17 protein-coding genes are annotated in these 18,506 nt (G+C 27.5%); 4 read left to right on the top strand and 13 right to left on the bottom strand.

Going from position 1 to position 18,506, the window contains the following annotated elements; genetic code table 11:
- The first annotated feature begins 157 nt into the window (after positions 1–157).
- The 4 genes from KGF50_RS09810 (at position 158) to KGF50_RS09795 (ending at position 5,043) form a co-directional block, all read left to right on the top strand.
- A complete protein-coding gene (locus tag KGF50_RS09810; protein WP_227847880.1) occupies positions 158–844 on the top strand; it encodes a response regulator transcription factor in 687 nt (228 codons plus the stop codon).
- Entirely contained in the window at positions 834–1,865 is a 1,032-nt protein-coding gene (locus tag KGF50_RS09805; RefSeq protein WP_227847879.1) for a sensor histidine kinase, read from the top strand. Before KGF50_RS09810 ends, KGF50_RS09805 begins: the two co-directional genes overlap by 11 nt.
- Positions 1,866–1,947: 82 nt before the next feature.
- Positions 1,948–2,613 (top strand): ABC transporter ATP-binding protein, encoded by a 666-nt coding sequence (locus tag KGF50_RS09800; protein ID WP_227847878.1) that lies wholly within the window; start codon positions 1,948–1,950, stop codon positions 2,611–2,613.
- A gap of 12 nt (positions 2,614–2,625) precedes the next feature.
- Positions 2,626–5,043, top strand: a complete 2,418-nt coding sequence (locus KGF50_RS09795) for an ABC transporter permease (RefSeq protein WP_227847877.1) — start codon at positions 2,626–2,628, stop codon at positions 5,041–5,043.
- A 113-nt stretch (positions 5,044–5,156) separates the two neighbouring features.
- Here KGF50_RS09795 and KGF50_RS09790 read toward each other — a convergent pair whose 3' ends face one another.
- From KGF50_RS09790 to miaA, 13 genes are all read right to left on the bottom strand, one after another.
- Complete coding sequence (locus KGF50_RS09790) at positions 5,157–5,948, bottom strand: class I SAM-dependent methyltransferase (protein ID WP_227847876.1); 792 nt, start codon at positions 5,946–5,948, stop codon at positions 5,157–5,159.
- Positions 5,949–5,979: 31 nt separating this feature from the next.
- Positions 5,980–6,567: a TetR/AcrR family transcriptional regulator gene (locus KGF50_RS09785; RefSeq protein ID WP_227847875.1), complete on the bottom strand. Its 588-nt coding sequence runs from the start codon at positions 6,565–6,567 to the stop codon at positions 5,980–5,982.
- Between the two features lie 175 nt (positions 6,568–6,742).
- On the bottom strand, positions 6,743–8,134 hold the full coding sequence (locus tag KGF50_RS09780) for a hypothetical protein (protein WP_227847874.1): 1,392 nt from the start codon (positions 8,132–8,134) through the stop codon (positions 6,743–6,745).
- Positions 8,135–8,284: 150 nt separating this feature from the next.
- Positions 8,285–9,583, bottom strand: coding sequence for an acyl-CoA thioesterase/bile acid-CoA:amino acid N-acyltransferase family protein (locus tag KGF50_RS09775; protein ID WP_227847873.1), 1,299 nt, complete (start codon positions 9,581–9,583; stop codon positions 8,285–8,287).
- 444 nt (positions 9,584–10,027) lie between these two features.
- Complete coding sequence (locus KGF50_RS09770; RefSeq protein ID WP_227847872.1) at positions 10,028–10,903, bottom strand: kinase; 876 nt, start codon at positions 10,901–10,903, stop codon at positions 10,028–10,030.
- Between the two features lie 182 nt (positions 10,904–11,085).
- Positions 11,086–11,772: a DUF554 domain-containing protein gene (locus tag KGF50_RS09765; RefSeq protein WP_227435139.1), complete on the bottom strand. Its 687-nt coding sequence runs from the start codon at positions 11,770–11,772 to the stop codon at positions 11,086–11,088.
- A 51-nt stretch (positions 11,773–11,823) separates the two neighbouring features.
- Complete coding sequence (locus tag KGF50_RS09760) at positions 11,824–12,363, bottom strand: prolyl-tRNA synthetase associated domain-containing protein (RefSeq protein ID WP_227847871.1); 540 nt, start codon at positions 12,361–12,363, stop codon at positions 11,824–11,826.
- Between the two features lie 65 nt (positions 12,364–12,428).
- Positions 12,429–13,061 carry a cyclase family protein gene (locus tag KGF50_RS09755; RefSeq protein ID WP_227847870.1) on the bottom strand — a complete coding sequence of 211 codons (633 nt, stop codon included), beginning with the start codon at positions 13,059–13,061 and terminating at the stop codon, positions 12,429–12,431.
- Positions 13,062–13,144: 83 nt separating this feature from the next.
- On the bottom strand, positions 13,145–14,227 hold the full coding sequence (locus KGF50_RS09750; RefSeq protein ID WP_227847869.1) for an SIR2 family protein: 1,083 nt from the start codon (positions 14,225–14,227) through the stop codon (positions 13,145–13,147).
- Between the two features lie 138 nt (positions 14,228–14,365).
- Positions 14,366–15,712 (bottom strand): M20 family metallopeptidase, encoded by a 1,347-nt coding sequence (locus KGF50_RS09745; protein ID WP_227847868.1) that lies wholly within the window; start codon positions 15,710–15,712, stop codon positions 14,366–14,368.
- 69 nt (positions 15,713–15,781) lie between these two features.
- On the bottom strand, positions 15,782–17,062 hold the full coding sequence (locus KGF50_RS09740) for an aminotransferase class I/II-fold pyridoxal phosphate-dependent enzyme (RefSeq protein ID WP_227847867.1): 1,281 nt from the start codon (positions 17,060–17,062) through the stop codon (positions 15,782–15,784).
- 124 nt (positions 17,063–17,186) lie between these two features.
- Complete coding sequence (gene hfq, locus KGF50_RS09735; protein WP_227847866.1) at positions 17,187–17,453, bottom strand: RNA chaperone Hfq; 267 nt, start codon at positions 17,451–17,453, stop codon at positions 17,187–17,189.
- Positions 17,454–17,568: 115 nt separating this feature from the next.
- Positions 17,569–18,504: a tRNA (adenosine(37)-N6)-dimethylallyltransferase MiaA gene (miaA, locus tag KGF50_RS09730; protein WP_227847865.1), complete on the bottom strand. Its 936-nt coding sequence runs from the start codon at positions 18,502–18,504 to the stop codon at positions 17,569–17,571.
- Between the last annotated feature and the right edge of the window lie 2 nt (positions 18,505–18,506).

Raw genomic sequence — 18,506 nt, 5'->3', positions numbered from 1 at the left:
ATTTAATAATTAGTCTGTCCTATGATAAATTCTAGGGCAGATTATTTATTAAATATTTTATTTATATGAATAATTTATATTATCTATGACAATTTAGCAACATTTTGAGTCTATAATTAACTTTATATAGAATATCAAACATAAAAGGAGTGAATATATGGAAAAAATATTAGTAGTAGAAGATGATACTATATTAAATAAAACACTATCGTATAATTTAAATGAAGAGGGATATATGGTTATTTCAAAATTTACAGCTATCTCTGCTTTAGAATCTATTGTTAAACATAAATTTGATTTAGTCATTTTAGATGTTAATCTACCAGATAAAAATGGATTTGATTTATGCAAGAAAATTAAAGAAAATTATGATATCCCTATAATTTTTTTAACTGCCAATGATATGGAACATGATATGATTAAGGGTTATGAACTTGGAGCTTTGGATTATATAACAAAACCATTTAACATCAATGTGTTTAAACAAAAAGTAAGAGCATTTTTAAACCATATTACAACGAAAACAAAACAAGATTGCTATGATGATGGACATCTTAAGATTAACTTTTATGAGCTCTCTGCATGTATAAATGGAAATCAAATTGTATTTACGCCATTAGAATACCGTACGTTAAAACTATTTATTGAAAATCCCAAAAACATTCTAACAAGAAAAATACTTTTAGAAAAACTTTGGGATATAGATGCTAATTTTGTAGATGAACATACTTTAACATCTGTTATAAGTAGAATTAGAAGTAAAATTGAAAAAGATAACTCTCAATACATTAAAACAGTATATGGTATGGGATACATGTGGATAGGTGAAAAAAATGAATTTTAAAAAATTTTCTTTTAATACTATTTATTTAATAATTGCTATTAGTATGGCTTTTACAGCTGTTCTATTCAATATAGCAATTTATATAATAACTAATGATTTTAAAATAGTTGCTCTATTATTAATATATACAATAATATTCTGTGGTTTTATATTATTAATCATGCTCTTACTTCATAAGAAAATAACTCTATTTTGCTCTGAGATATGTTTAACTTTAGATAAGATGATGAATAGTGAAGATAATCTGGAAATTGCTTTGGAAGAAGAAACACTTTTGTCACGTATTAATCATAGAATGATTAGAATGTATGAAGTTATTCAAGAAGGTCGTCACAATATTGCCATGGAAAAAGCTGATTTACAAGAATTAGTTTCTGATATATCTCATCAAATCAAAACTCCTATTGCAAATTTAAAGATAATTAATAATACTCTACTGAATCAGAATCTTAAAACAGAAATTCAAAATGAGTTTTTGATGGATATGCAAGGTCAATTAGATAAATTAGAATTTTTAATGCAGTCTATGATAAAAACTTCCAGACTAGAGACAGGTATAATTACATTATCTAAAAAGAAGAATTCGATTTATGAAACAATCGCTACTTCACTTAGTGGAATTCTATTTGATGCTGAAAAAAAGGATATTGAAGTTACAGTTGATTGTGATTCAAACTTATATATATGCCATGACAAAAAATGGACTTCTGAAGCTATTTTCAATATATTAGACAATGCAGTGAAGTACACAGGCTCTAAAGGTAAAATACATATATCTACAGAATACTGGGTTATGTATGTTAAAATAGATATTACTGATACTGGAAAAGGCATATCAGAAAGTCACCAAGCAGAAATTTTTAAGAGATTCTATCGTGAAGAAGATGTACATGATATAGATGGCATTGGAATTGGTCTATATCTTTCAAGAAAAATTATATCTCTTCAAGGTGGATATATTAAAGTTACATCAAAAATTGGAGAAGGCTCTACTTTTTCTCTATTTTTGCCTAATAAATAAATTTTTAAATATTTTATTTGTGATAATTCTGCAACATTTTGGATTTATACTGTACTTACAATATATAAAGGAGGTCTTTATAGTGAGCATTTTACAAGTAACAGACTTAAAGAAATATTATGGGAGAAATTCAAATATTACAAAAGCTCTTGATGGTGTGAGCCTATCTGTTGAAAAAGGTGAATTTATTTCTATTGTAGGTACATCTGGTAGTGGTAAATCTACATTATTAAATATGATGGGAGGTTTAGATAATCCTACATCTGGCAATGTCATTATAAGGGGAAAGGAATTATCAACCATGAATGATGAACAACTTACAATTTTTCGACGTAGAAACATCGGTTTTATATTTCAAAACTATAATCTTGTTCCTTTACTTAATGTATATGAAAATATCATTTTACCAATTGGATTGGATGGTGAAACACTAGATAAAGAATTTATAAATGAAATTATAAGTCTACTTGCACTAGATGAAAAATTATATGATGTACCAGGTAATCTTTCTGGAGGACAACAGCAACGTGTTGCTATTGCAAGAGCACTTGTAACAAAGCCTGCTATTATACTTGCTGATGAACCAACAGGTAATCTTGATAGTAAAACGAGTGCAGATGTATTAGGTTTACTTAAGATGACAAGTGAGAAATTTAGCCAAACAATCGTAATGATTACCCATAATAATGAAATTGCACAATTAGCAGATAGAATCGTTCGTATTGAAGATGGAAAAATTGATAACTAGGAGGTGAAATATATGTTTAAAAATAATAATGGTACTTTCATTAGAAAAATAGCATTGAATGATTTAAAAATTAATAAACTTAAATTTTTTCTTTCAGGTATTATTATAATGATTTCTACATGTTTATTATTAACAACTGCTTTAGTTTCATATAATGGCTCTATGGATTTAGTTAATTCATCTCCCTATCATGCGAGATATCAATCTGTAAATGAAAAATCAAAAACATTATTACAGCAAAGTAAAAATTTTAGTAGTGTAGGAGTTTATAAGTTACTTGGTAGTAAGGTAAAATCAGATTATAGAATGTCAATGATATATGCAGATAACACTGCAATTGAGCTTCTGAATTTTCAACTATTAAAGGGATACATGCCAACAAATAAATATGAAATTGCTATTTCAGAAAAATATCTGTATGAACTTGGTTTGAATAAAGACCTTGGAGATAGTATTACATTAAAATATCGTGACAATATTACTAACAAGGAAATACAAAGTGATTTTATTATTGTTGGATTTGTAGAAAATTACTATCAAGATAATGCTAAGCAATACTATACAGTTGTTTCCAATGATTATCTTAAGAGTATAGCTTCTACACCTTTACAAATCAAAAGTAATAATTTTGATGAAACAACTCCAAATACTGTAGATGTATTAGTTAGATTATCAAAAGAAAATACAGAAAAATCCCCTACTTTAATTAAGAATCAATTAAATGAAATTGGCTCCTCTTTAAATATAAAAAAACATAATATATATTTAAATGATAATTATATTGAATCAAATTTAATTGATAGTGAACAAGTTATTACAGTTTTAATAGTAGGAGTAATTATTCTTTTTTCTAGCATATTTGTTATTTATAGTATTTTTTATATTTCAGTTGTTAATTCAGTTCAAATGTATGCAAAATTGAAAGCACTTGGTATGACTTCTTTTCAATTAAAAAAGATTGTTTACCTACAAGGAAGTATTTTATCTATTATTTTTATTCCAATAGGCGTTATATCTTCCTGCATAATTACATATATAATTCAACCTTTAGCATGGCAAATGACTACTGACTTATTTATTATTGTAGTATTATCAATAGTAATATTTTTGACTGTAAGAATTTCTTTAAATAAGCCAGCTAGAATTATTTCTAAAATTTCTGCTATTGAAGCTATGCACTATACAGAAGTTAAATTTAGAAAAAAAATTAAAACACTTAACTATATAAATATTAAAAATTTAGCATTAAAAAATATTGAGGTAAATCGAAAGAAAAATTTAATAGCATTGATTTCATTGAGTATTAGTGGAATATTATTTATTTCAATTGCTAGTCTTGCCAATTCTATAGATTTTAATAAACAGATGTCTCAGACTTTTGTTTATAATGAAAATTATATTATTGGAAATAAAATTGATAATTTGTATGAACGCATTACACAAATTCAGCAAAATAATCCATTTACAAACACTCTTAAAAATGAAATCAAATCAATTTATGGAGTACAGAAAGTAATTGAATCTAAAGGAATTAAATGTGAAGTTATAGACCCTTCAATTAAAGATAAAGATGGAAGTAAAGTTACAACTTTGATTGAAAGTGTTACGCCAGAGCTTTCAAAATCATTCCAAAAGGATATTGTAAATGGTAAAATTGACTATAAACAATTGGATTCAAACAGTTTAATTGTAAATAAATATAAAACAAAATCTTACGGAATTGATTTGAAAATTGGAGATACAGTCACATTTAACATATTTAGTGGAAATGACATCATTAAAAGACAAATGAAAATAGTTGGAATAATTGATAATTCCAATACAGGATGCATGTTCTTTACTTCAGATAAAGCTTTAGATAAAATAACACCATATAATACAAATTTACATTTTTCAATTTTATCTGATAAAAAGTATTCAAAAGAAGTTGAAGAAAAACTATTAAATATTATTCAAAATAATTCAAATTTAATCCTTTATTCATATGATAATGATTATAAAATGTTAACTAGAGCTTTTAAGTATATGATTATAGCCGCATATGTATTTGTTGGTCTAATTTCCTGTTTTGGTATCCTTAATATGACAAATATCCTTGTAAATAGTGTATTAATTAGAAAAAAAGAGTTTGCCTTGCTTCAGGCAGTTGGAATGACAAAAAAACAGTTGCACAAAATGCTCTATCGAGAAGGTTTAAATTTAAGTATTAAAGCTGTATTTGTATCGATTATATTGGGTTATTGTGGTTCAAAATTACTCTGCTTTTTTATAAAAGATGTTGTTAGATTAGACTTCATTAGTTTCAATTTTTCTATCCTTTCTATTTTAATTTTTTCATTTGTACTAATAGGCATACAAATATTAATAATTGAATTACTTATAAGAAATATAGAAAAACAATCACTTACAGAACGTCTAAGCTCTCAATAAGAATAGATATAAAAATAGCTACTTTTATACTACACTAAACATACATTTTTAAAATTTGGAGGGTCAGAAAACTTTGATTTTACGACCCTCTGTTTGTTTTTACATTCTATTGTTTATTTTCTGAATATATCAATCGCATGACTCGTAACGCCTATTAAATCTTCTCGTTCACAAGTAGCAAAGTGATACTTCAAATATAACTCAAATGTGTCATCCTCCATAGCATCTACTGATTCACGCATACATAGGGCTAAACCGTCTGATGCGACGTAATGCAGTCTCGTTACAGGAAATACAGACATCAAATCGTCGATGTTTTCTTTACGGACAAGTTCAAACAAATCCTTTGGCTCAGACTTGGCTCCAAATGTCTGTGGGTCAATCAAGCCCTTTTCAATGTATTCAGCTACATTGATATTTCCTCGATTAAAGCCTTCATCAATAAGACAACCATCAGATATAACATATGCAGCAAAAATCACACCACCATGTTTTGTTACACGAATAGCCTCACGCAGAGCTTGTTGTTTATCCTCTTTATTATAAAGATGATACAATGGTCCTAACAACAACGTAATGTCATATTCATTATCTGGGAAAACAGATAAATCCATAGCATTCCCTTGGGTAATAGTTATATTTTCATTTAATTGTATATTTTTACGGAAAACTTCTATATTATGTTCTACTAATTCCACTGCATCAACGTCATATCCTTGACGTGCTAGCGTATGAGAATAGCGACCAGTTCCAGCACCAATTTCAAGCACACGATAACCAGATTTTATGTACTTCTCAATATAATGCATAGTAGTTAGGAATTCAACTGTTCCATGCTTTAATATCAATCGACTATCTTCGTCGTAATTATTATAAAAATCAATTAAATATTGGTTTGTTTTCATATTGCACCTCTTCTATATTAGTTAGTAAACATCAAATAGATAAATTCCAATCCGGTTTTTCTTGTTTTATAAAAGCTGATAATATATTTTTTAACATTTTTTCAGCACTATTTCTATCCAATGTTATTTTTTTTGTTGCTGTTAAGACAGCTATGCCATGAGTATAAAGAAATAAATCTAAAAATATGACTTTTGCACATTCTAGATCTATTCCAATGCTTTCCGAAAAAAGCCTTGCCTTTTTTTCATTATCAATTTCTTTATAAAAATCATTTGCCTCTTCCATCATCAAATCTAAATCGTTTATAAATAACAACTTAAATAAATGTGTTTCTTCTTGAGCAAATTCAATGTATGAAAGTGGAAGTAATAAATATTGACTGACATTTTCAGAATTATGATAATTAATAACATACTGATTATAGTATTCATATGCAAAAGCAAGAAATTCATCTTTTAATTCATCCATGTTTTCATAACAAGTAAAAATTGGTCGAGTAGAACATTGTAATTTACTTGCAATACTCCTTGCATTTACAGTTTCAAATCCTGTTTCTCTTGTAATATCCAAGACAATATTCAAAATCATTTCCTTCGTTATTTTTGCTTTAGGCGGCATATAAGTTCACTTCTCCATTAATTTTTTTAAAATACATATGTTGTATAACAATTGTTACATATAGAGAAAATTATGTCAAGAAAAAGCTTTGCATTTTTTATCATTACTGAAGCCGATAAATAAAATATGAGTTGCAATTAATCCATTAATAGACGATTGCAACTCATATTTTACTTTAAATACTTTTCTTTTTATCTGATATTTTATATACATAATCTTCTGATGAATTACTATCATTTTCTCTTCTCTTTTTAGAATCTATTAGCACAAAATAAAGTATAAAACCTACTACAAGACCCCATGTTCCTCCTTTAGCAGCAATTACACCACCCATTAACCCAATTAAGCCTCTCTCTACGCCAGTATCACATAGTTCCATTGATAGTTTAGTACATAGATAACCTTGAACTAAAAGTGTCACTGATAATGCTAATGGTATAAGAGGAGTAGCTATTTGTGCAATTGGATAAAAGCAGATAAAAATAGCTGAAACCCATACTAACGTACCCATACCACTAAAAATAGACTGCATTGCTTCCTTTCCGACCTTATATCTTTGAGCAACACTTCCAGTAAGAGTTGCAGCCAATGGACCACACATTGCTATATATGGAGAAATAACTGCCATAACAATATTTCTTATTCCACTTATAACATTAGACCTATTGGAATTAAAATCAATATACTCATCTTTTCTGTTTTTACTTTCAGAGAGAACTAAATTTTCACCTGTTATAAAATCACCAAACGCAATTATGTATATCATGAAAGCCATTGGTAATCCTTGTATAAATAATATTATACTTGGAAAACCTATTCCAAAAGGAGATACTGTATCTATTAATTTTTTAACATCAATTATATAAATAATATTTTTAAAATCAAAGCTAGGAATTCCTATTTCTTTACTAAATATTCCTATAATTAAACTCACTAAAATAGCTGGTACCACTCCATATTGACCTAAACGAAATAAAAACTTATTCTTTACTTTTAGAGCATCGAATCTTTCAGAAAACATTACAAAACAAGCAACTAAAATCCCTACTGTTATAGATATTGGATAAGATTCAAATCTTCCTTTTGGACTAAACTCTGATATTACAGTTGATATACCAACTCCCATAAGTATTCCACCTTTTATGGAATTAGGTATTCTATTAACTAGTTTTCCAGCTATACCTGTTATACCCATTAAAATAAATATAATTCCTAAATCTATTTGTAAAGCTGTTAATGCTTGTATTCTTTCAATACCAATATTGAATTTTAACAAATATGCAGTTGTAAGAGTTATAGAAGCTGTAATCCAGCCAGGAACTACTGGGTCTCCCATAAAAACATGCAAGCAATACAATATTGAGTTAATGATAGCCATACTCCATGCGACTTCATAAGGCAATCCTAATATTTGTGTACTAAGACCAATAGTTCCCAAGCTTGTCATACTTGATATTATGCCTTGAATAGCTTCTGGTTTCTCAAATCTGTAATGTATAAATGGAATTCTTATCTTGAACATTCCAAATTTTATATGAGGCTGTTCACTTCTAGTGAGTCTTTCCATAATTTCACTCCACCTTTCAATAACTCTTATAATTGTTTATAAATTATCAATCTTGTTAAAACTAGTATATAACATACAAATTACATAAACAATAAATTAAAGTTGTAAAATTGATAGATTTTGTGCATATATAGAAAAATATAGTCGCTTTTATTTTTTTATATCGATTGATAGAGGCTCTTTATAAAATTCAATTGTTCTTTTCCATGATTCAAACTGCCCTTTTGAATTACCTTCTACAGTTCCTCCTGAAGAAAATATTCCTCCACCCATACTCATAGATAAAGTTTCACTTAAAGGTATAATATATGGAATTGGTAAAGGATGTCCCATCTTATCATGTGTTAATAGTTCCACATTATATTGGTAGTTATTTTTTTTAAGTTTTTCTATAATTTCTACACAACCATCATAACTATTCCAAATATTATCTTCTTTTCCAGCAATCATAAGAATATCAGCTTCAGAATTTTCTACTTTTATTCTAGCTTCTTCTTTATTGTCTGCCCTTTCAATACTTTTCTTATAAGTACTGGCAAATCCAAATGGAATTCCTTTTTCTATATCTTTTTTCTGGTCTTCAAAAAATATATTATTGTCTACCTTGATATATGGAAGTGGCTTACCTTTATATGACCATGATGAAGTATCTTTTCCATTCATCTGTCCATCAAGTGCTTGAAAACAATACGCATGAGGCTGTGATACTACTACTTTTTTAATTTGTTTATATCTTGAAGCAAGTAAAAGTGCTAACTCCCCACCTTTTGATGTCCCATGTACAAATATTTCTTTAGTATTAGTGATTTCATTTTCACTAATCCATTTAAATACTTTTTCAAAATATTCTAATGGGATTTCTTCTAACTTATTTGGCAACCTTTCTAAAGCAAAATAGGCAACTGTTAGTACATTGAATCCTCTAGATGCAAGTGGAGCTGCTAAAAGTTCTAAAGCATCTAAATTTCCATCAGAACCACCTAAGACTAAAATTGTTTTATTACTAGAATTTTGTTTATAAAATAATTTTCCTATAAATTCATCAGATATATCTTTTGTGATAATATCTTCTGTTTTAAACAATCTCTTCAATTTAACTTCTTTTCTTTCAATATCAGATTCAAATATCATATTCATGATTATTGGTTTATCAATAGATATATTTTCTGCAAAATTTTTACCTTCAGTTTTTGATTTTTTCAGAGAATAAATTAACCCCATGCAGTCAGCAGTTTTATAAGTCCCTTCTACAGGTTCAATTGAATCTAAATCCACTTCTCCTTTTTCATTTGAATAAAATACTCCATAAGATGAGAATTCCTCTCCTTTGCACCATGGAAATTCCATTTTCATAGATACTCTTAATTTACTATTTGGAATTAAGTCTGAAACTATAACTTTAATTTTATCATCTACAAGTGATTCTACATTGTATACATTTACTTTCATAATCGATTCCTCCATATAATAATTATTGTTCATGATTTATATATATTTGAAATAGCCTTCTTTAGTAAACTATGAACAATTCAAATATACGACATCATATTGACTATTTTATTATATCAATCCAAAACACTTTAGTCAATATGTTGTCTTTTTTATTCAATTAAAATTATTTTAATAATATGAGCTGTTTTTAACTTAAAATTTTGCTTATGTTGAATGTTAAAAAAAGTGAAATTTAAAGATAATCTTTATGATTAATAAAATACCATAGAAATTTTTTTAAGAAGCTAGATAGAGTATAGATGAAAAATAAAAAACCACTCCTTTAAAGGAATGGTTTTTTATCTAGAAAATATAAATTATTTTTTAGTAGGCTTAATAAGTATTTTTTATTTTAAATTTTAGTACAAGCATATATTTTTTTATTTACAGATTGTATAAAATTTATGCATTGGCAAAAGTATATATGGCATTAACTCTTGCTATATATAGATTTTCATCACTACAACCAATATACTTAGCATACTTTTCTATCTTCTCTCTTGCATTTTCAGCATCACTTTCATCGCTCTCTACTAGTTCATTTATATAAAGGTCCATTAAAGAAGCCTTATATTCTTTTATATCATATCCTAAAAATTCAGTTAATCTTTCAATCTCTTTACTAAAATCTCCATCTTCTTTTACCAAAAATTCGTATACATCTTCTCTATAAGGATTTAAGGTTATTATTTGTTTTACAACCTTACACTCATCTGCTTTTCCAATAAAACCGTCTTTGTAATTATTAAATAAGGCATTAGATTTTTTTATAGATTCTTCATCAATATAAGAATGGACTTCACTGACTCTATTTTCTATAAGAGCATCTATGACAGCATAATGAATTTTGAAACAATCATTATACAAATAATTGCTCATTTTTTTTACTGTAGATTCGATTTCTAAAAAATTTGCATGATTATTTTTTTTATTCTTATTTGGTATGATAAAAGTTTTATTTAAGTTATTAAAAAGCCTTTTAAAATCTAAATATTTTTCACAATAAACACTTTTAAAGGTATCAATATCTATAGTTATAATTCCAAAACTCACTATAGTCTCGATTCCTTTCTTAAAAGATTCCTCTATATATTTTTCTCCTAGATTTAGACCTCTATCTGATATTTGTTTTAGATTTTGAAAATTATTTAAACAATCTCTCTCAAAGTTTTTAGAAATTTCTAAAGCATACAATTTAAAAATTTTTCTTATCTTATTATAATTATTTTTTGTATCATCAAACCTGATAATAGCTCCATTTACATCAAATGTAATCATTGAGTTTTAACCTCCCCCATTAGTTTCATCAATAAAATAAATTTAATATAAACTTTATAATCATAATATTAAACTTATTTCTACTATAATTATTAATTTGATGATAAAAGCCATTTTCCTTCTAAATAAAAAATTTGTCTAAAGTTTTTAAAAAATTTAGACAAACTTTAAGTTTTTAATCTCTAAATTACTCCAAACACACCAAATAATATTGGTATAAATATAGCTGGCAATAGATTTGCTACTTTTATATTTGTTAGCTTAAGTACATTTAAACCAAGTCCTATAATTAATAAACTTCCTGCAGCTGTCATTTCTGTAACTACAGGGTCACTTAAAAATCCATTTAAAAATGATGCCCCTAAACATATAATACCTTCATATAAAAATACAGATACCGCAGAAAACATTACACCTATACCTAAAGAAGCTGTAAATATAACAGAAGCTATCCCATCTATTACTGATTTTACAAATAGAGTATCATGGCTTCCTGTAAGTCCACTTTCTAATGAACCAACTACTGCCATAGCTCCTATGCAAAATAACAAACTAGATGATATAAAACCTTCAGCAATAGAATCCTTTTTATTGCCTTTAGAAAATCTACTCTGTAAAAATGCTCCTAATTTATTTACCCATTTATCAATATCTATTAATTCTCCTATTAAAGCTCCTAAAGCTATAGATATTATTGTTACTAGTGTATTTTTTCCTTCTAGTGCTCCTGATATCCCTATGTATAATACACATAGAGCAATTCCATTCATTATAGTGTCACTTACTCTTTGAGGTAATCCACCTTTGATTATAAGTCCTACTATACACCCACCTGCGATTGCTAAACTATTTGCTATTACTCCAAACATTTTTTCTCCCCTCGATTAGTTAATTAAATTTTGCTTAAGTTTGTCAAAAACTTAAATGTCAATGATTTGTAGTGGATATTTCAAATATTCCAAAAATTCTTCAAATCCTTTTTTTGATATATTTACAGTTTTAGTATTTATATTTGGATGAAAATTTAAATACTCTTCTTTAATTACATCCTCATCTATGTAAAGCTCTACTTTTCTTTCTGTATCATTTACCAATGAAAAAGGATTTACACTTCCAGGAAGAAGTTTAAGTACATTGTATAATCTTTCAGGCGAAGCAAATGATAACCTAGAGCTTCCTATTTTATCTTTAACTGAATTTAAATCAACATGTTTATCCCCTCTAACTACAATTAGATAGTATTTGTTTCCTTTAGCATTTCTTAAAAATAAATTTTTACACTGACATCCTTTTGTTATATCATTTAAAATTACTAACTGCTCTGCTGTATATACAGCTTCATGTTCTACTACCTCATATTTAATATTTAACTTATCTAAAATATTGTATATTTTAGTTTCATTTAAATTTACTTCAGTTTCATCTGATAATTCTGTTATTTTATCTTTTACATCACTCATCATGCTATATTCTCCTTTAATACTTTGTATATTACACCTATGTCACTTTATTTTATAGTGAAATATTATTCTACTATGGCTATTGCTCTTACTGGAGCACCATCAGCGTCATTATACTTAAGTGGAGCTGCTATAAATAGAAATCTATTTGGTACATTTTCTAAATTTGTAAGATTCTCTATTATTATTTTACCTCTTTCAAACAAAATATGGTGTACTTCAAAAGCTGATGTGTCGTATCTATCTACAGATAACATATCAATCCCTATTCCCTTTAGATTACTATCAGCTATATAGTTTGCAGCCTCTTCCGTTAAAGTAGGATAACCTACATAATATTGCTTTTTATCCCAAAACTCTGACCAACCTGATTTAAATATTATAAATTCACTATTTTTGATTTCATCTTCATATTTTTTTAGATGCTCTAATTCTATATTCTTATTTCCTTTTTCAAGTTCCAGTAAAAAAGCCTTACCAACAAAATTCTCTATATCCAATTTATCTAAAGTCTCACCTTTTGTATACATATGTCTTGGTGAATCCATATGAGTTCCATTATGAGAAAATACACTAATTAATGTTTCTTGATATCCATTTTCTTCAATAATAGCTACTTTTTTTATATCTGGTCTATTAGGCTCTGCATATACAGGCATATCATTATGTGTCACATGAGTTAAATCAAAAACCTTCATTTTTTATACCCCCTATGTTTTATTTTCTATTATATACCTAAATTCACTTTATTTCTATTGGATTTTATCCTATTATTACCAAATTAATATATACTTTTTATAAAATTTAATGGATTCATAGAAAAATCTTGAAATGAATTATCAGTAAATATAACATCTTCCCCCAAAAAACGTTTATATCTTCTTTCTTCTTTCTTTAAAGTAATTCTTTGTTTTTGTGAATGATTATTAAACACCATTATTTTAAGAGGTGTTTTTCTACCATTTGTTTGTACTCTTTTTAACATGTATTTTATATGCATATCAGCTTCTGGAAATGAATACCCACAAAATACTAGAAGGTCAGTCTCTCTCAAAGTTTTTTCTGTCTCATTCCAAACATTACTTAAAAATATATTTGACATATTCTTAAAATAAGTTGGTGGAACTATGATTGGTTCTGTCAGTTCGCCACACTCCAAACATTTTGTTTCTGCACTATTTTCAATTAGTTTCATAACACCACCTTCATGTGGTGTAAGAGTTAAACTATTGCAAATGGGACAGTAAAGCCAGTTCAATGAACCATGTATCTTATAGAGTTTAATTAAGGGTTCTTTTGGTTTTCTCCAGTTTAATTCTTCCTTGAAATTAGTAAATTCTACACCATAATCAAGCATAATCGGCAAATTATTTTTATCTCTTAATCCAGTAACTGTATTGTCTATATGTATATCATAATTTGCACTAATAAAAGTTGTATCAAGGAGTAAATCATTTTGTAAAAGGTTTTCAACTAAAAGTTTGTGATATTTATTATCTGTTCTAGGTGTATTATGAATTGCCTCAGCCATCAATAGTATTAAATACTGTCTTAAAAAACGTATACTATCACTTCTATTATTTAAATTTTCAAGTCCAAAATTTCTAAAGGCTTCTCTTCTTTGTTCTGCTAAATCTAAAAGCCCTAAAACTTCTTCAAATGTTGGAAAATTTGCATTATCTAGATTATCCTTTCTTATGTCAATATTAAACATTTGTTTAAAAAAGGCATACAATTCTCTATTCATATCAGTATCATAATTTTTAGGTTTTAATTTCTTAAAGTATTCACTAAATAATTCATTTTGAATAGGTAAATTTTCTGCAGCTGAAGCCCCTGCTCCCAAAAATATAGCTATTTTCATATAATTCCTCCTATATAAACAGTACTATTATTTTTTATATCTATTAAATATTTATCTTATTAACTTATTTAATAATACAACAATAAAGCTGTCTTTTACTAGAAAAAATCCTATTACAAGACAGCCTTATATTTATATTTAAATCTTTAATAATTCATAAATAGAAAGAGCATATATTTGAGCAGCTTTTACAATATCCTCTACTATCAAATGTTCATTAGCTTGATGCTCAGTTTCTGGTTTTCCTGGGAAAATAGCTCCAAAAGCAACACAATTGTCTAAAGCTCTTGCATAAGTTGCTCCTCCAGATGAAAGAGGTGTTCCATCAAGACCAGTTTCCTCTTCATATACTTTTCTCAATGTTTTAACAAGAAGTGTATCTTCTGGAACATATATTGAATCCAAGAAATCATATTCTTTATAATCTAAATTATATTTATCTGTTATTTTCTTTAGTTCTTTTACAAAGTCATCTTTTTTATATGTTACAGGAATTCTTATATCAATTCCAGCAAATTCTTTTTTACTATCGATAGTTACTTTACCTATATTTACTGTTAATTTGCCTGATACATCATCCTTGCAATTGGGAACTATATTGTTTCCATTAGCATCTTCACCAATAACTTCTGCTAAAAACTTAATTATATTAGAATCTATTCCTATATTATTAAGAGCTATACAAAGTCTAGCTACTGCATTTATACCAGTATCACTAGCTGCTGAATGAACACTTTTTCCTATTATACATATTTTATTGCCTTCAACAGTGTATTCAAAACCTAATTTATCTAATTCTTTTTTTAACTTATCAGAATATTTTCCAATATAAACAGCTTTTCCTGGAACTGCATTTAAAGCCTTCCCAACCGATAATTCTATATCACTTTTACTCTTACATGTTAAATGAACTTGTAAAAGACCTTTTTCTGCATTTGTTATTGGGAATCTAGAATCAGGAGTAAATCCATAGTCTGGTACTTCTTCATTATTTTCTTTGTATTTATTTATACATCTCCAAAGATTTTCTTCATCAGCTCCAAAAATGAATCTTATTCTCTTATTTAAATCTATATTTAAATCCATAAGAGCTTTTACTGCATAAATTGCTGATATTGTAGGACCTTTATCATCTTGTGTTCCTCTTCCATATAATTTACCATCTTCTAAAATACCTTCAAATGGAGGATAATTCCAGCTTTCTAGGTCTCCTTCTGGAACTACATCAACATGACCAAGTATACCTATCATTTTTTCACCTTGTCCTATTTCTGCATAACCATAATATCCATCTTTATATACTGTTTTAAACCCTAAAGAGTTACATAAGTCTAAAATACCTCTCAAAGCCTTATCTATATTTTCTCCAAATGGTAAATTTTCAGTTGGATCAGATATAACGCTAGGTATTTTTACACTTTCTTGTATTGAAGAAATCATTTCCTCTTGTAGGGAACTTACTTTTTCTTTAATTTGCTCTTTCATAATTATCACCCTTCAATTCTCATCATAATATACTAGTAAATATTTTGACCTTTTAAAAGAAAAATATGCTTACTTTTTTAGTTTTTTTATAAATTCAATTGCTTTTAAAGTACCCATTTTAGAATGGTCAAATGTAAGCCCTCCTTGGAAATAAACATTATAAGGAGGTCTTATTGGAGCATCTGCACTTAATTCTATAGAAGAACCTTGTATAAATGCTCCTGCTGCCATTATAACTTCACTTTCATATCCAGGCATATCCCAAGGTACAGGTTTAACATAAGAATCAACTGGAGCAGCTTCTTGTATTCCTTGACAAAAATTTATGACTTCATCAGCATTATTAAGTCTAATACACTGAATAATATCACTTCTTAAATCATCATATTTTGGCAATACATCATATCCTAATTTTTCAAAAGCTCTTGAACAAAATATAGCGCCCATTACAGCTTGAGACACTACATATGGTGCTAGGAAAAATCCTTGAAGAACATTTCTAGTAGTTCCAAAAGTAAGACCACATTCTTTACCTATTCCAGGAGAAGTCATTCTATATGATATAAGTTCAATTAAATCTTTTCTACCAGCTATATACCCACCTGTTAATGCAAGTCCACCTCCAGGATTTTTTATTAGAGAACCCGCCATAACATCTACTCCAACATCAGTTGGCTCTTTAGTATCTAGAAACTCACCATAACAGTTATCAACCATTACTATAACTTCTGGTTTAACAGACTTTATTACATCAACGGCTTCTTTTATATCACTAATTGAAAGTGATTTTCTCCAAGAATATCCTTTTGACCTTTGTATCATAACAAGTTTAGTTTTATCATTTATTTTTCTTTTAATTCCTTCTAAATCTAAATTTCCATCTTCTAAAAAGTCTACATCATCATATGTAACACCATATTCTTTTAAAGAACCCTTTTCTTCTCTTATACCTATAACACCCTCTAAAGTATCATATGGTCTTCCAGTAACAGATAGAATTTCATCTCCTGGTCTGACTATTCCTTGTATACATAAAGTGAGTGCATGTGTTCCATTTACAATTATTGGTCTTACAAGAGCATCCTCCGTATTAAAAACTTTCGAATAAATTTCCTCTATTTTTTCACGTCCAATATCATTATATCCATATCCTGTAGTCCAATTAAAATGCATGTCACTTAATTTAGATTCTTGCATAGCCTTTAAAACTTTATATTGATTATATTCTCTTATTTCTTTTATTTCTTCAAACTTATATTTTATATCTTCCATTATTTCTTGTGATAGTTTAAAAGTATCATCATCTATCCCATAGTAATCTTTCAGTAATTCTTTTGTCTCATTAAGCATTTTATCACCTGTCTCTTTGTTATTTTATTTAAACGTATCAAAGGAGACTATTTTACTAAAACAAATAAATTATAGTTTATAAGTTAGCATAAGTCTCCTTTTTAATTATCTTAAATTAAATTAGTTATCTATTGTTATTGTTGTTGTTGTTATTATTTTGATTTTGATTAGTTAAATTAATATATTTACCAGGTTGTATAGTCGAAACAGCATGTTTATAAATCATGTTTTGTTGTCTATTATCCCCTTCTATCAATATTATATAACTGTCAAATCCTTTTACAAGCCCTTTAACTTGTACTCCATTGACTAAATATATAGTAACAGGTATCCTTTCTTTCCTAGCATTATTTAAAAACAAATCTTGTAAATTTAAAACTGTATTTTTCATTAGATTTGTACCCTCCCAAGATTAAATTGAACATCTAAAATATTCCTATCTTATATTCTATATAAGTTATGGTAAATTTTCAATATGAAGTTGTATACTTAAAAATTTATATATATTATTTTATAGAATTTTTAATATACATAATTATTTCATTTTTTAATAAATCTATATCTTCATATTTATCCAAATCAAACCATTTAGCCGTTTCATATCTTTTAAACCAAGTTATCTGACGTTTTGCATACCTTCTAGAATCTCTTTTTATTATTTCAAGGGCTTCTTCATATGTATATTCTCCATCTAAATACTTCAATATTTCTTTGTATCCTATACCTTGCATTGATATCATATCTTTTTTAAATCCCATATTTAGGAGTTTTTTAACTTCTTCAACCAAACCACTCTCTAGCATGATATCAACTCTCATATTTATTCTTTCATACAAATGCTCTCTATCTCTATTCAAAACTATTATTATAGGTTGATAATCGTTATTAAATTTTAAGTCACTTGAAAAGTCATTCATTTTCTTGCCACTTAGACAAACTTCAAGTGCTCTTATAACTCTCTTTGTATTGTTTTTATGAATTCTATCAGCAGCTTCTTCATCAAGTGATTTTAATCTATCATGCATGTAATCTATCCCATTCTCAAGAAGTTGTTTTTGAAGTTCTTCTCTTAGTTCATTGTTGGCATCAGATTTTGCAAAATCCATATTGTATATTAAAGAATTCAGATAAAGACCTGTTCCTCCAGTAACTAAAACACACTTTCCCTTTTGATTTATTTCAGATATATATTTTTTTGCCCTTTGTTGAAATTCTGAAACTGAAAATGGATAGTCAGGTTTGACCTCATCTATAAGATAATGCTTTACTCCTTGCATTTCCTCTGAAGTAACTTTTGCACTTCCAATATCCATATATTTATATATTTGCATAGAATCTGCTGAGATTATCTCTGCATCCATATCTTTTGCTAATTTTATTGACAAATCAGTCTTTCCAACAGCAGTTGGACCTGTAAGTATTATAAGTGGTATTTTTTTCATAA

The organism is Clostridioides sp. ZZV15-6598 (assembly GCF_020657705.1).
Taxonomy (GTDB): Bacteria; Bacillota; Clostridia; order Peptostreptococcales; family Peptostreptococcaceae; genus Clostridioides; species Clostridioides difficile_F.
Note: the sequence above shows the minus strand (reverse complement) of the source record. Positions and strands in the feature narration are given on the sequence as shown.

What these genes read in the sequence shown, in the direction of transcription:
- KGF50_RS09810 (WP_227847880.1), top strand. Translation starts at nt 158, where the DNA reads ATGGAAAAAATATTAGTAGTAGAAGATGATACTATATTAAATAAAACA.
- KGF50_RS09805 (WP_227847879.1), top strand. Translation starts at nt 834, where the DNA reads ATGAATTTTAAAAAATTTTCTTTTAATACTATTTATTTAATAATTGCT.
- KGF50_RS09795 (WP_227847877.1), top strand. Translation starts at nt 2,626, where the DNA reads ATGTTTAAAAATAATAATGGTACTTTCATTAGAAAAATAGCATTGAAT.
- KGF50_RS09790 (WP_227847876.1), bottom strand. Translation starts at nt 5,948, where the DNA reads ATGAAAACAAACCAATATTTAATTGATTTTTATAATAATTACGACGAA.
- KGF50_RS09785 (WP_227847875.1), bottom strand. Translation starts at nt 6,567, where the DNA reads ATGCCGCCTAAAGCAAAAATAACGAAGGAAATGATTTTGAATATTGTC.
- KGF50_RS09780 (WP_227847874.1), bottom strand. Translation starts at nt 8,134, where the DNA reads ATGGAAAGACTCACTAGAAGTGAACAGCCTCATATAAAATTTGGAATG.
- KGF50_RS09775 (WP_227847873.1), bottom strand. Translation starts at nt 9,583, where the DNA reads ATGAAAGTAAATGTATACAATGTAGAATCACTTGTAGATGATAAAATT.
- KGF50_RS09770 (WP_227847872.1), bottom strand. Translation starts at nt 10,903, where the DNA reads ATGATTACATTTGATGTAAATGGAGCTATTATCAGGTTTGATGATACA.
- KGF50_RS09765 (WP_227435139.1), bottom strand. Translation starts at nt 11,772, where the DNA reads ATGTTTGGAGTAATAGCAAATAGTTTAGCAATCGCAGGTGGGTGTATA.
- KGF50_RS09760 (WP_227847871.1), bottom strand. Translation starts at nt 12,363, where the DNA reads ATGAGTGATGTAAAAGATAAAATAACAGAATTATCAGATGAAACTGAA.
- KGF50_RS09755 (WP_227847870.1), bottom strand. Translation starts at nt 13,061, where the DNA reads ATGAAGGTTTTTGATTTAACTCATGTGACACATAATGATATGCCTGTA.
- KGF50_RS09750 (WP_227847869.1), bottom strand. Translation starts at nt 14,227, where the DNA reads ATGAAAATAGCTATATTTTTGGGAGCAGGGGCTTCAGCTGCAGAAAAT.
- KGF50_RS09745 (WP_227847868.1), bottom strand. Translation starts at nt 15,712, where the DNA reads ATGAAAGAGCAAATTAAAGAAAAAGTAAGTTCCCTACAAGAGGAAATG.
- KGF50_RS09740 (WP_227847867.1), bottom strand. Translation starts at nt 17,062, where the DNA reads ATGCTTAATGAGACAAAAGAATTACTGAAAGATTACTATGGGATAGAT.
- hfq (WP_227847866.1), bottom strand. Translation starts at nt 17,453, where the DNA reads ATGAAAAATACAGTTTTAAATTTACAAGATTTGTTTTTAAATAATGCT.
- miaA (WP_227847865.1), bottom strand. Translation starts at nt 18,504, where the DNA reads ATGAAAAAAATACCACTTATAATACTTACAGGTCCAACTGCTGTTGGA.